This window comes from Conexibacter sp. CPCC 205762, from assembly GCF_030646155.1.
Lineage (GTDB): Bacteria > Actinomycetota > Thermoleophilia > Solirubrobacterales > Solirubrobacteraceae > Conexibacter.
Genome location: NZ_JAUTDN010000021.1, coordinates 1 through 12,974, shown reverse-complemented (window position 1 = coordinate 12,974; position 12,974 = coordinate 1). Strand labels below are relative to the sequence as shown.

12 protein-coding genes are annotated in these 12,974 nt (G+C 75.8%); 5 read left to right on the top strand and 7 right to left on the bottom strand.

Annotated elements, in window-relative coordinates; translation table 11 throughout:
• Positions 1–40 precede the first annotated feature (40 nt).
• Together Q7L73_RS16505 and Q7L73_RS16500 are read left to right on the top strand one after the other, a co-directional pair.
• Positions 41–916 (top strand): hypothetical protein, encoded by an 876-nt coding sequence (locus Q7L73_RS16505; protein ID WP_304690977.1) that lies wholly within the window; start codon positions 41–43, stop codon positions 914–916.
• A 138-nt stretch (positions 917–1,054) separates the two neighbouring features.
• A complete protein-coding gene (locus Q7L73_RS16500) occupies positions 1,055–2,785 on the top strand; it encodes a hypothetical protein (RefSeq protein WP_304690976.1) in 1,731 nt (576 codons plus the stop codon).
• Here Q7L73_RS16500 and Q7L73_RS16495 read toward each other — a convergent pair.
• From Q7L73_RS16495 to Q7L73_RS16470, 6 genes are all read right to left on the bottom strand, one after another.
• Entirely contained in the window at positions 2,729–4,543 is a 1,815-nt protein-coding gene (locus tag Q7L73_RS16495; RefSeq protein WP_304690975.1) for a hypothetical protein, read from the bottom strand. The genes Q7L73_RS16500 and Q7L73_RS16495 overlap by 57 nt on opposite strands.
• On the bottom strand, positions 4,540–5,367 hold the full coding sequence (locus tag Q7L73_RS16490; RefSeq protein WP_304690974.1) for a DUF429 domain-containing protein: 828 nt from the start codon (positions 5,365–5,367) through the stop codon (positions 4,540–4,542). The genes Q7L73_RS16495 and Q7L73_RS16490 overlap by 4 nt, the downstream gene beginning before the upstream one ends.
• A gap of 42 nt (positions 5,368–5,409) precedes the next feature.
• Entirely contained in the window at positions 5,410–5,877 is a 468-nt protein-coding gene (locus Q7L73_RS16485; protein WP_304690973.1) for a hypothetical protein, read from the bottom strand.
• Positions 5,874–6,938, bottom strand: a complete 1,065-nt coding sequence (gene sigJ, locus Q7L73_RS16480; RefSeq protein ID WP_304690972.1) for an RNA polymerase sigma factor SigJ — start codon at positions 6,936–6,938, stop codon at positions 5,874–5,876. Before sigJ ends, Q7L73_RS16485 begins: the two co-directional genes overlap by 4 nt.
• Complete coding sequence (locus tag Q7L73_RS16475) at positions 6,935–7,744, bottom strand: SDR family oxidoreductase (protein WP_304715592.1); 810 nt, start codon at positions 7,742–7,744, stop codon at positions 6,935–6,937. The genes sigJ and Q7L73_RS16475 overlap by 4 nt, the downstream gene beginning before the upstream one ends.
• An 86-nt stretch (positions 7,745–7,830) precedes the next feature.
• Positions 7,831–9,291, bottom strand: coding sequence for an amidase (locus tag Q7L73_RS16470; protein WP_304690970.1), 1,461 nt, complete (start codon positions 9,289–9,291; stop codon positions 7,831–7,833).
• Between the two features lie 65 nt (positions 9,292–9,356).
• Here Q7L73_RS16470 and Q7L73_RS16465 point away from each other — a divergent pair, with 65 nt between their 5' ends.
• Positions 9,357–9,980: a TetR/AcrR family transcriptional regulator gene (locus Q7L73_RS16465; RefSeq protein WP_370552396.1), complete on the top strand. Its 624-nt coding sequence runs from the start codon at positions 9,357–9,359 to the stop codon at positions 9,978–9,980.
• 315 nt (positions 9,981–10,295) lie between these two features.
• Here the strand turns inward: Q7L73_RS16465 and Q7L73_RS16460 are convergent, their stop codons facing one another.
• Positions 10,296–10,592, bottom strand: coding sequence for a hypothetical protein (locus tag Q7L73_RS16460; protein WP_304690967.1), 297 nt, complete (start codon positions 10,590–10,592; stop codon positions 10,296–10,298).
• A gap of 213 nt (positions 10,593–10,805) precedes the next feature.
• On the opposite strand from Q7L73_RS16460, the gene Q7L73_RS16455 reads away from it, so the two are divergent.
• Together Q7L73_RS16455 and Q7L73_RS16450 are read left to right on the top strand one after the other, a co-directional pair.
• A complete protein-coding gene (locus Q7L73_RS16455) occupies positions 10,806–11,348 on the top strand; it encodes a TetR/AcrR family transcriptional regulator (protein WP_304690966.1) in 543 nt (180 codons plus the stop codon).
• On the top strand, positions 11,345–12,925 hold the full coding sequence (locus tag Q7L73_RS16450) for an MFS transporter (RefSeq protein WP_304690964.1): 1,581 nt from the start codon (positions 11,345–11,347) through the stop codon (positions 12,923–12,925). The genes Q7L73_RS16455 and Q7L73_RS16450 overlap by 4 nt, the downstream gene beginning before the upstream one ends.
• Positions 12,926–12,974 lie beyond the last annotated feature (49 nt).

Sequence of the window (12,974 nt, the reverse complement as noted above, 5' to 3'; positions counted from 1 at the left end):
CTTCGCAAGGTTTGAGGAGAGTTAGGGACCGTTTGCCGTGATGAGCCTGGTTGTGTTCGAGCTGACGATCGCGCTGCTCACGCTCGGTGTCGTCGTCGTTGTCGGGACGAACGGACGCCCGCTGCCGTCGCGCGCCACGCCCCGCCGCCGGCGCGTCGTCGGCCGGCGCCGCTACGCGCTCGCTCGCCGCTGCGGCTTCCGCTACTCGTATCAGCGCGACGCGCTCGTGCTGCGCGGCGTCGGCCAGCGCTGGGGGCCGGTGCTGCGACTGCGCGAGGAGCACGCCGCCGACGTGCCGGCGCCAGCTGACCGCGCCGTGGCCGGCCACCGCTCCTCGCCCGCCGCCGCCGGCGCCGCGACCGCGCCGCTCGGTCGCAGACCGCTCGCGCTGGCCGGTCCGCTGACGCTGCCGGAGCACACGCGCGACGAGCGCGCGCGCTCGGTCGACGTCGTCTGCATCCCGCTGCCGCGGCCGCATCGCACCCAGCGGCTGTGGCAGCTGACCGCGGTCGAGCTGGACTCGCGCTTCGTCTGGGTCGAGCTGACGCGCACGCGCGGCGAGCCGCCGCAGCCGCGGCTGGCCGCCCGCTTCGTGCGCGACATCGGCAGGGACCTCGAGGCGCGCGGCCTGCGGCTCGACGCGATCGTCGTCCGCAGCGGCGGCGCGCAGCGCTGGCCGCAGCTCGGCACCGTCGACGGCTCGGTGCGGCTGCAGCGGCTGCCGCCCGGCAACCAGCACGAGCGGCTGGCCGCGAACATGCACGCGCGGATCCTCAGAAGCTTCTGGCACGACGTCTTCGCACGCGAGCAGCTCGACTCGCTCGACGCGCTCCGCAGCGGCCTCGGCGAGTGGGCCAGGCGCCGCAACGCGAAGACGCTCACCGCCGAGCCGCCGCAGCCGGTCGGCGGCGGCTGACGGCGCCGGCGCCCGCTGCGACGAGCCGGCGCCGAGCGCCGCATCGCGCTCGTCGTCGACGCTGCGCCCCGCGCCGAGACCCCGCCGCGCACGAGATCGACACGCGGCGCGGGCGCCGGTCGCGTACGGTGGCGCGCGATGTCGCGTTCGCGCCCCGACCAGCCGCCGCCGCGCCGTGCGCTCGCGCGCGAGCTGGCGCTGCTCGCGCTCGGCGCCGTCGTGCTGGCGGTGCTGATGCACTGGCCGCTCGTGCTGCATCTCGGCGACGACGTCGCGAAGGACCTCGGCGACCCGCTGTCGCAGTCGTGGCAGGTCGCCTGGGGCGGCCACGCGCTCGCGCACCAGCCGCTGCGGTTCTTCGACGCCAACCAGTACTACCCGTACCGCGACACGCTCGCCTTCTCCGACGCGCTCGTCGGCTACGCCCCCGCCGGCCTCTTCGGCAGCGGCCCGCACGCCGCGATCGCGCGCTACGACCTGCTGTACCTGTTCGCCTACGCGCTCGCGTTCGCCGGCACCTACCTGCTGGCGCGCACGCTCGGCGCCTCCCCGGGCGCCGCGATCGTCGCCGGCGTCGCGTTCGCCTACACGCCGTGGCGACTGGAGCAGGCCGGCCACCTGCACGTGATCTCCAGCGGCGGGATCCCGCTGACGCTGGCGCTGCTGGTGCGCGGCTGGAAGCGCCGCTCGGCCCCGCTGCTGCTGCTCGGCTGGATCGTCGCGAGCTGGCAGCTGTCGCTCGGCTGGACGCTCGGCCTCCAGCTCGCCTATCTGCTGCTGGCGCTGGCGCTCGTGCTGCTCGTGCTCGCCTGGCGGGCCGGCGACGCGCACCGTCCCGCGGCGGCGCTGGCCCGCGCTCGCGCCGCGCTGACGGCGCCGGCGAATCGCCGGCTGGTCGCCGCGACCGTCACCGGGATCGCGCTGTTCGCGCTCGTCGGACTGGTGCTCGGGCGCATCTACCTGCGCGTCGCCGACAGCTTCCCGAGCGCGCGCAGAGGACCGGAGATCGTCGCCGCCTACTCCGGCGGCCCGCTGGAGTTCCTCGCCGCCGGCCGCGACAGCCTCGTCTGGGCCGACGCGACCGCGCCCTTCCGCGACGACCTCGCCGCCGTCGCCGAGCAGTCGCTCTTCCCGGGCCTGGCGATCGTCGTGCTGGCCGTGCTCGGGGCCGGCTGGGGCCTGTGGTCGCGGCGGCTGCGGATCGGGCTGGCGGCGACCGCGGCGATCTGCGCGATCCTCTCGCTCGGCTACGCGAACGCCGACCTGCGCTTCCTCTATCCGTACGGCTGGCTGTCCGCGCTGCCGGGCTGGGACGCGATCCGCACGCCCGGCCGACTGATGACGCTGACGACGCTCGCGCTCGCGCTGCTGGCCGCCGCCGGCACGCAGCGGCTGCAGCGGCGCTGGCGCTGGGCCGCGCTGCCGCTGGCGCTGCTGGTGCTGGTCGAGGGCAGCGCCTTCTCGCTCGACGGCGGCCGCCTCTCCGGCCCGCCCCACCCGGCCGTGCCGACGCCGCCGCCCGGCCTCGCGGCGGCGACCGCGCCGCTGCTGCAGCTGCCGCTGGAGGCCGAGGACAACCGCCGCTACCTGCTGTGGTCGACGGCCGGCTTCCCGCGGATGGTCAACGGCCGCAGCTCGACGATCCCGCCGAAGTTCGCGGCGCTGGGGCCGCGCATCGCCGGCTTCCCGGACGCGTCGTCGGTCGCGCGGCTGCGCGCGCTCGGCGTACGCACCGTCGTGCTCCACCGCGACCGGATCGCGGGCACGCCGTGGGCCGGCTGGGAGCGCCGGCCGTGGCGCGCGCTGGGGATCTCACGCGAGCTGCGGGACGGCGTCGTGCTCTTCCGTATCCCCGCGTCCCAGCGCTGACGTGGAACGCTCCGCCGGCGCCGCGCTGCCGCGCGCCGGGCGCGCGACGACCGCCAGCAGCGCGAGCCCAGCGACGGCGCCGACCGCGAACAGGATCCCCGCGCCGCCGTCGCCGGTGACGACGGCCGGCACGTTCCACAGCGCCGGCGCGGTGCAGGCGACGACGAGCCAGCCGGCGAGCGCCGCGAGCGCGACCGGCACGTCGTTGCGGGCCGCGTTGCCGGCCGTCGCGCGCGGCAGCGCCAGCGCGATCGCGACCGCGACCAGCGCCACGACCGGGATCACGGTCGCCCAGCCGTTGCCGAGCCCGACCGCGCTCAGGAGCGTGTTCGAGAAGAGGTCCTGGCCCATCAGCTTGGCCCACACGCCAGCGCTGTCGGGGTCGCCGATCAGCGGGCGCGTCAGCGTCGCCGCCAGCAGCAGCGTCACGGACGGGCCCAGCAGCGCCGCGCACAACGCCGGCCGCGCGCGCCACGCGGGCGCGAAGCCGAGCGCGACGAACGGCAGCAGCGGGATCAGGAAGCGCGGCCCCGGCGTGCCGCCGCCGAACGGCGTCCAGTAGCCGGAGTCGTAGGTCAGGTAGGCGAGTGCGATCCCGCCGGCCAGCAGCGCCTCGGCGCGGCGCCCGCTGCGGAAGAGCAGCACCAGCCCGTAGACGCCGACGGCCGCGACCGGCGCGATCGTCAGCAGCCCGCGCGCGGAGACGAGCAGCTCCAGCGCCGTCCCCGGCTCGGGCAGCGCGATCCCGAAGAAGGCCTCGTCGTTGAGGCCGAGGAGCGCGTGGCCGCTCATGCCGGAGACCTTCACCGCGCCCTCGTAGGAGTTGTGCCACAGCGAGCCGAACGCCCACATGTTGTAGGCGGCCAGCGGCACTATCCCGCCGATCACGCCGGCGGCGTAGGTCGCGCCGCGGCGCAGCCAGGTCGGCCACGGCAGGCCGCCGTCGGCGCGGCGCGTGCCGCTCGGGCCGCGGAAGGTCGCGTACAGCCCGACGAGCGCGCCCGCGATCGCGAGCGGGTACTCGACGGTGACGGCGAGCCCGGCGAGCAGGCCGGCGAGCGCGACCAGCGCCAGCCGCGGCGGCCCGCCCCGTTCTCGCAGCAGCAGCGCGAAGGCGGCGAACGCGAGCGTCGCCGCCAGCACGTGGCCGAACAGCTGCGTCGCGAACGGCAGCACGAGCGTGCCGGCGCCGAGCGTCACCGCCGCCGCCAGCCCGCCGCCGACGGCCAGCAGGTCGCCGGCGCGCCGCACCATCACGAGCAGCAGGATCGCCGGCAGCACGCTCGCCAGCAGGCCGAGCGCCCAGACGATCGGCGACTGCCGTTCGAGCGTCTCCTGCACCGCGTTGCGGCGTGCGACGCTGAAGCCGTAGTTGTGGACCGGCAGCGCTCTGTAGTGCCAGCGGCTGGGGCCGTGCGCGCGGGCGGTGTCGGCGGCGCGGTCGGCGAGCGTGTCGAAGCCGATCGCGTCGAGCCCGATGTAGGCCGGCGTCAGCAGCATCGCGGTCCCCGGCGCCTTGACCGAGTAGAAGTGGCCGTCGTACCAGGACTTGTCGCGCGTCTCCCAGTGGTAGTCGTCGATCTGCGCGTTGCCGTCGGCGAACGACTTGACCTGGGCGAAGTAGGCGGTCTGGGCCCAGCCGAGCGCCTGCATCACGAGCGCGTAGGCGAGACCGAGCGACACCAGCGCGATCAGCGCGCGGCGGCTGGGGACGAGGCGGCGCGACCGGCCTGAGTGCTGCTGCGACGGACTGCTCATCCCGCCCATCCTGGCGAGCCGGCAGGACGGCGAGATTGCCGTCCTGTGAAGAGATCGTCCAGCCCGCCGCTCGGGAGGTGGATCCAGCCCTCGCGTTCGGCCGCTTTCGCGTGCGCTGCGTCGGGCGGCGGCAGCGTTCCTCTGAGCGCGGCCGCGCGCGCGACGAACGCGCACAGGAGCGCGTCGAGGACGTCGTCGGAGTCGACGCAGGCCGCGCGCGTGTCGTCGCGGAACGTCAGCGCCGCGCCGGCCCGCTCGACGCCGTCGACGAGCGCCCGCAGGCGCCGCTCGCGCAGGTCGCGGTCGCGCTTGTCGTTCTCGGTCGGCAGCGCCCAGAGGTCGCGCGCGGCGGCGGGATAGACCTCGAACCAGGGGCCGTCGACCCGGCTCGGCGCGCCCGCCGCGGTCAGCAGCGCGGCGGCGCGCATCGCGCAGATGCCGATCTTGTCGGTCGAGACCGACAGCGGATGGCGCGCCCTGCCCCGCGCGCGCGTCGTCTCGATCGCGAAGCGGTCGGTCATCCGCAGGCGCAGCAGGGCGCTGTGCTCTCTCACAGTCACGCGCTCGGCCGGGCGCTCGAACGGCCACGCGCCGCCGCCCGCCCACGACGAGACCGCCGTGGCGAAGTCGACCGGCCAGCCGAACGGCGCGTCGACGCCGACCGCGCCGCCGTCCGCCACCGCCGCGCGCGCCGCGGCGAGGATCGGCTCGTCGCCGGCGCTGCGACAGGCCAGCTCGACCTCGGCGCCGTCGTCGTGCCAGCGAACGCGGCAGAGGCCCGTCTTCAGGTCCTGCGCGGCGAGGTCGAGCCCGAGCGTCACCATCTGCGCATCATTGTGCGCAAACGGCGCGCGGATGACGCCCGCTCAGCGCAGATCCCGGCGCGCCCGCAGCGCCCACAGCGCCACCGCCGGCAGCGCCAGCACGGCCGCCAGCCCCGTCAGCTCGGCGATCGCGTCGGCGGTCGAGAAGCGTTCGAGGTGGGTCGCGTGGAAGACGAAGTGCAGCAGCGACATCAGCGCCCAGCCCGCGCAGGCGGCCCGCACCAGCTCGCGCGAGAGCGTCCACGCCGCCCAGCCGAGCACGACCGCGAAGCCGAGGTAGAGGCCGCCGACGTCGGTCACGAGATGCTGGTTGTACGGCGGCAGCAGGTCGACCCAGCTGGCGACGAACGGATAGTCGTCGTAGAACGACTGCGGCGCGAACGCCGCCGGCAGCCCGATGCTGAGCGCGCTCAGCGCCAGCACGGCGAGCGCCGCGCGGGCGATCGCGGGCGCGGCCGGCACGACCGCGCCGGCGCGCTCCTGCGCCGCGTCACGCGAGGCGGCGCTCATCGCTCCTGCTCCGGCGGCGTGCCGAGCGCGTCCGCCGGCACGTGACGCAGCTTCTGCGGGTTGCGGACGATGTCGATCGCGACGATCCGCCCGCGGTCGACGGTGAACGAGATCACGCTCATCACGCGGCCGTCGTCGAAGACGAGGCCGGTGCGGCCGTTGACCTCGGCGAAGCCGCCGCGCCCGGCGCCGAGCGCCAGCGAGACGCGCGCGAAGCCGGCGAGCACCTTCGCGACTCTCTCGCTGCCCGCGATCGGATGGCGCGCGGCGCTGACGACACCGCCGCCGTCGGAGGTCAGCACGACCTCGGGGTCGAGCACGCCGACGAGGCCGTCGACGTCGCCGACCTGCCACGCGGCCGCGAACGCCGCGACGATCTCGGCGTGCTGCTCGCGCGAGGCGGGGAAGCGCGGCGTGCCGTCGTCGACATGTCTGCGCGCCCGCGCCGCCAGCTGCCGCACCGCCGCCGGCGTGCGCCCGACGACCTCCGCGACCTCGGGGAAGCCGAGCCCGAAGACGTCGTGCAGCACGAACGCCGTCCGCTCCGCCGGCGAGAGCCGCTCCAGCACGACCAGCAGCGCCGTCGTCACCTGCTCGTCGAGCGTGACGCGATCGGCCGGGTCGACGGCGTCGGCGCGGCTGGCGGCGCTGCCGGCGACGGTGTCGACCGACGGCTCCGGCAGCCACGGGCCGACGTAGCGCTCGCGGCGCGCCCGTGCCGAGCCGAGCGCGTCGAGCGCGAGCCGGCCGACGACGGTCGTCAGCCAGGCGCGCAGGTCCTCGATCGTCGCGGCGTCGACCCGCTGCAGCCGAAGCCACGCCTCCTGCACGACGTCGTCGGCCTCGGCGAAGCTGCCGAGCGTGCCGTAGGCGAGCCGTCGCAGGTAGGGCCGCTCGCGCTCGAAGCGGCGGGCGAGCGTGTCGGCGCCGGCCGCGGCCGCCGCGCGCGCGTCCGCGCCGGCGGCCTCGCGTGCGCCGTCGCCGGCGGCTTCGCGTGCGCCGTCGCCGGCGGCTTCGCGTGCGCCGTCGCCAGCAGGTCGATCTGCGCCGAAGCCGCTCATCGCAGCACCGACTCTGCCACGTCCGCGGGCGGCTGCGCCAGCCACTGCGCGAACGCCGGCCCCTCGACGGCCGCGTCCGGCGCGGTCAGGCTGCCGCCGCGCAGCGCCCGGCCGAGCCGCGGCGGCCACGGCAGCGGCACGACCGGCAGCCTCCGCCCGCGCGCCGCGCGCCACTCGCGCGCCAGCTCGCCGAGCGTCTGCACGCGCGGCCCGCCGAGCTGCGGCAGCCGCCCGCACGGCCCGGCGTGGACGGCGTCGGCGAGCCGCGCCGCGACGATCGCGGGGTCGATCGGCTGCACCTGCGCGGCGCCGCCCGGCAGCAGCCGCAGGCGCGCCGCGGCGGCGAAGGCCTGGTCGAGCAGCTGGTGGAACTGCGTCGCCCGCAGCAGGCTCCAGGGGACCGGGCCGTCGGTCACGACCCGCTCCTGCGCGAGCTTCGCCGTGTAGTAGGCGAGCGGCACCTGCTCGATCCCGACGATCGAGACCGCGACGTGATGGCCGACGCCGGCGGCCGCCTCCGCCGCCAGCAGCCGGCCGCCGCCCTCGACCATCACCTGCTTCGCGCCGCGCGGGTCGTTGACGGCGTCGACGACGGCGTCGGCGCCGCCGAGCGCGGCGGCGAGCCCGTCGCCGCTGCGCAGGTCGGCGACGTGGTGGCCGGCGCCGGCCGCGACCAGCGCAGCGGCGGCGCTGCCGGCCGCCGGCGCGCTGCGGCTGACGAGCCGCACCTGGTCGCCACCCTCCAGCAGCGTGCGGGCGACGAGCCCGCCCAGCACGCCGGTCCCTCCGATCACCGCTACGTCCATCGTCCTGCTCCCTTCCGCGCCCGTGAAGTCGTCGTCATGCGGAGGTGACGACGCAGCGCGCGGAGCTGTGACATCGGCCTGAGAACCTACGCGACGACGCGCAGCGCGCTCTCCGAGGCGCCGACCGGCGGCTGCAGCTCCGCCCAGCCCTCGACCGTCTCCAGCTGCGCCGCGAGCGCGAGCAGCAGCCCTTCCGAGCCGGCCGGCCCGAGCAGCTGGGCGCCGACCGGCAGGCCCGTGTCGGTCAGCCCCGCGGGGACGTTGACGCCCGGCCAGCCGAGCACGTTCCACGGCCACGCGTACGGACAGGCGGCGACCATCACCTTGTCGGTCGCCCAGCCGCCGAGCCCGTCGATCGCGCCGATCCGCGGCGGCGGCTGCGCCGTCGTCGGCGTCAGCACGACGTCGAAGTCGCGGAAGGTGCGGCCGATCCGGCGCCGGAAGATCCGCTCCAGCCCGCGCGCGGTGCCGAGCAGCGGCCGCAGCCTGCGGCCGACGGCGATCGCCTTCTGAGTGCGCGCGTCGAGCTGCTCAGGCGCCGTCACGCGGCCCTCGGCCCAGTCGCCGAGCCCGCCCATCGCGCGCGGGATGAAGCTCGCGCCGATCAACCCGTAGGCCGGGTCGGCGACCTCGACGTCGTGGCCGAGGTCGGCGAGCACGCCGGCGATCCACATCACGCGAGCGCGCACGGCGGCGTCGAGCGTCGCGGGCGCAGCGCTGAACGGCACCCGCAGTGACAGCGCGATCCGCAGCCGCGCCGGCTCGCGCGTCACCGCGCGCAGGTACGGCTCGGCCGGCGGCGCGGGCCGGTGGCGGTCGTCCGCGTGGGAGCCGCTCAGCACGTCGAGCAGCAGCGCAGCGTCGCGGGTCGTGCGCGCGAGCGGGCCGATGCAGGTGAGGCCGTTGAACGGGTCCGGGTCGGGCCAGGTCGAGATCCGCCCCCGCTGCGGCTTGATCCCGACGAGGTGGGTCCACGCCGCCGGGATCCGCACCGAGCCGGCGCCGTCGGAGCCGGCGGCGACCGCGACGAGCCCGGCCGCGACCGCCGCCGCCGAGCCGCCGGAAGAGCCGCCGGGCGTGTGAGCGGTCGCCCACGGGTTGCGCGTCGCGCCGAAGGCCGGCCCCTCGGTGAACGGCCACTGGCCCAGCTCGGGCGTCGTCGTCTTGCCGACGATCACCGCGCCCGCGGCGCGCAGCCGCCGCGCGACCTCGCCGTCGGCCGGCCGCGGCGCGAACGGGCCCGCGCAGCCGAACGCGGTCGTCTCGCCGGCGAGGTCCATGTCGTCCTTGATCGCGACCGGGACGCCGAGCAGCGGCCCGCCCGCGCCGCGAGCGCGCAGGCGGTCGATCTCGTCGGCCTCGCGCAGGGCGGCCTCGTCGCGGACGCAGCGGAAGGCGTTGAGCGTCGGCTGCGTCGCGTGGATCCGCCGCAGCGACAGCTCCGCCAGCTCGCGGGCGGAGACGTCGCCGGCGGCGACGAGCGCCGCGAGCGTTGCCGCGCCCGCGAACGCGAGCGCGTCCGAAGTGCTGTTGCCGACTGCCGCCATGGGCTCCCTCCACGGTCTCGTTCGTTCGAACGAACGATACGCGACCGTCACTATGCTTCGCCACCATCAGCTCGCCCGTCTCCCCCGATCCAAGCGCCCGCGCGGGCGCACCCGGCGCACCGGCGCCATCCGTCACGCGCGAGCGGATCGTCCACGCGACCCTGCGCGTGATCGCCGAGAGCGGGATCGGCGCCGTCACCAACCGGCGCGTGGCGACCGAGGCCGGCGTCGCGCTCGGCTCGCTGACCTACCACTTCCCCAGCCAGACGGAGCTGCTGCGCGACAGCCTGCTGCGCTACGTCGAGGAGGAGGTCGCACGGCTGGGCGCGATCGCCGAGCAGCTGCGCGCGGCCTCGCCGACGCCGGAGCAGGTCGCGGCGGTCGTCGAGCAGCTGCTCGACAGCGAGCCGACCCGGCCCGGCGCGATCTCCGAGCTGGAGCTGCACCTGGAGGCGTCGCGCGATCCCGCGCTGCAGGAGGCGTCGGGCCGCTGCTTCGCCGCCTACGAGGACTTCGGCTCGGCGATACTCGAGGCGCTGGAGGTGCCCGAGCCGCAGCGCTACGCGCCGATGCTCGTCGCGCTGATGGCGGGGATGACGCTGCGGCGGCTCGGGACCGGCGCCCGCGACGCGCACGGCACCGCCGACGCGCTGATGACGATCATCCGCGGCGCGCGCGCCGGCGCCTGAGCTGCGCGGGATCCGGCCACGGACATGGAACGGGGCCCGTCCGCGTCGTGCGAACGAGCCCCGGCACCACCAGCGGCCACCACAGCCACGAGAAGAGGGGATCGGGCTGGGAGGCGGCGTGCCCCCCCGGGTGCACCGCCTCCCAGCCCTGGTGTTCTAAGGAGGAGAGATTTAGAACGACAGGGATGATGCGGCAGGTCAAGCGGCATGTGGTTGGCCAGATGGCGAAGGTTTCGCCCGACCGCTTCGCCCCCTTAGGGAATCGCCGCCGCCGCTCTGTGCGCTCGCGCACACGAACGCCGCTCGCAGCCGCGCTCAGCCGGCCACGCCGCACTGCGAGCAGACGATCGCGAGCCGCTCCATCGCGCTGTCAGGCCGGTCGGGCAGCGCGTCGAGCGCCGCGGCGGCGGCCTGCACGTCCTCGATCGAGGCGGTGCGCGCCTCCAGCGCGAAGCGGCCGAGCCAGCGCACGGCGGCGCGCTCGTAGCCGTCGTGGTCGCGCATCAGCAGGCAGATGCGCAGCGCGTCTTCGAGGCCGATGCGCGGCATCGCCGCGGCGAGCGTGCGGACGCGCGAGAGGTCGCCGGCGTCGAGCGCCTGACGAAAGATCACATACGGCGGAATACCAGTTCCTGAGGTCACGAACATATGTTCGCATTGGCTTCTACAGCCTTTGAGTGGAGCCATCCATCGGCGGAGAAAGCCCACCGATGAGCGGAAATCGCCCCACGCCCGTCCGCCCGCCCGCCCCGGACCACGCGAACGCGCCGCGTCACACTTGTCCCGCTTGAAACATTTTTGTTCCACCTGCTACGTTGATGTTCCATGCCTGACGAGACTCAGCTCTTCGACGCCGTCGCCCGCGTGATGGCCCGCCAGCCCGGCTCCTCGATGCAGGAGATCGCGACCGCTGCCGGGATCAGCCGCACGACGCTGCACCGCGCCTTCGGCGACCGCGAGACGCTGGTCGAGACGCTGACCGCCCACGTGCTCGCCGACTGCGAGCGCGCCTTCGACGCCGCCGGGATCGACCACGACGACCCGCAGCAGGCGTTCGACCGGCTGCTCGACGACGCGCTGACGCTGGCGAAGGCGTACTCGCTGCTGTTCTCCGAGCCGCACATCCACCGCGTCCCGCGCCTCGTCGACGAGATCGCCGAGCAGGAGACGCGCCTGGCGCGCTTCTTCGAGCGCGGCCAGCGGGCCGGCCAGTTCCGCCCCGAGCTGCCGCCGCAGTGGCTGGCCTACTCGGTCGGCGCCCAGCTGGAGGCGATCTGGTGGGCGATCGAGGACGGCCACGTCGGCGCGCGCGACGCCGCGCGGCTGCTGCGCGCGACGATCCTCGGCGGGATCGCGGTGCGGTCATGAGCCCGCGCCTGCCCGCCTCCGCCGGCCGCTGGACCGTCCTCGCGGTCGTCTGCGCGGCGATCTCGGTCGTCGTGATCGACGTCACCGTCCTGCACGTCGCCGCCCCGGCGATGACCGAGGACCTGAAGCCCTCGGCGATCTCGCTGCTGTGGATCATCGACGTCTACCCGCTCGTGGTCGCGCCGCTGCTGGTCGCCTCGGGCGCGCTCGGCGACCGCTTCGGCCGCAAGCGGATGCTGCTCGTCGGCCTCGTGATCTTCGGCGTCGCCTCAGCGCTGGCGACCGCCGCCTGGAGCCCGCTGGTGCTGATCGCCGCACGTGCCGTGATGGGCGTCGGCGGCGCACTGATCCTGCCCGCCTCGATGGCGATCGTGCGCGACGCCTTCGAGGACCGCAACGAGCGCCGCACCGCAGTCGGCATCTGGTCCGCGACGATGGCCGGCGGCGCCGCGATCGGCCCGCTCGTCGGCGGCTTCCTGGTCGAGCACTGGTGGTGGGGCGCGGTCTTCCTGATCAACGTGCCGGTCGTGCTGATCGTGCTGCCGCTCGGGCTGAAGCTGCTGCCGGAGAGCCGCGCGCAGGTGCCGCCGCCGTGGGACACGCTCGCGGTCGTGCTGGCCGGCGTCGGCATCCTCGGCCTCGCCTGGGGGCTGAAGGAGGGCGCTCGCCACGGCTTCACGCAGCCGCTGACGCTCGTCGTGCTGGTCGCCGCGCTGAGTGCGCTGACCGTCTTCGCGCGTCGCCAGCTGGCGAGAGCCGAGCCGCTGCTCGACGTGCGCCTGTTCGCCGACCGCGCCTTCACGGTCGCGACCGGCGTCGTGCTGCTGTCGATGTTCGGCCTGGTCGGGCTGGAGCTGTTCTTCGCCCAGTACCTGCAGCTCGTGCTCGGGCTCGAGCCGCTGGCGGCGAGCGTGCGGCTGCTGCCGCTGATGCTGTCGAGTCTCGTCGGCGGCCTGACGGCGGCGCGGCTGCTCGGCCGCCTCGGCACGCGCACGACGGTCGCCGGCGGCCTGCTGCTGACGACGATCGCGCTGGTGCCGCTGCTGGCGCTCGGCGTCGAGGACCAGTACCTGCTGCTGGCGCTGCCGTTCCTGGCGCTCGGCTTCGGCCTGGAGGTCGCGCTCGTCGCCGCCAACGACGTGATCATCTCGGCGGTCCCGGCCGAGCGCGCCGGCAACGCGGCCGCGATCGAGGAGACCGCCTACGAGCTCGGCGGCGGCCTCGGCGTCGCCGTCCTCGGCTCGATCCTGGCCGCCGTCTACAGCGACCGGCTGCAGCCCGTGCCGGGCGTCAGCGACGGCGCGATGGCCGCCTCCGGCGAGTCGCTCGGCCGTGCGGTCGAGGTCGCCTCCGGCCTGCCGCGGACGGTCGGCGACGCGCTCGTCGGCGATGCCAGCCAGGCGTTCCTCAGCGGCCTCCACGCGGTCGTGATCGTCAGCGTCGCGATGCTCGCCGTCAGCGCCGTGCTGGCCGCGATCGTGCTGAGACGGACGACCTACGAGGCGGCCGGCGACGAGGCCGTCGAGGCCCCCGCGGACACGCCCGCCGCGCCGCAGCCGAGGGTCGCCGCGCGCTGAGCCGGCGCGGGCGCGGCGCGAGCGGCGCGGCGCGGCCGCCGCGTGCGGC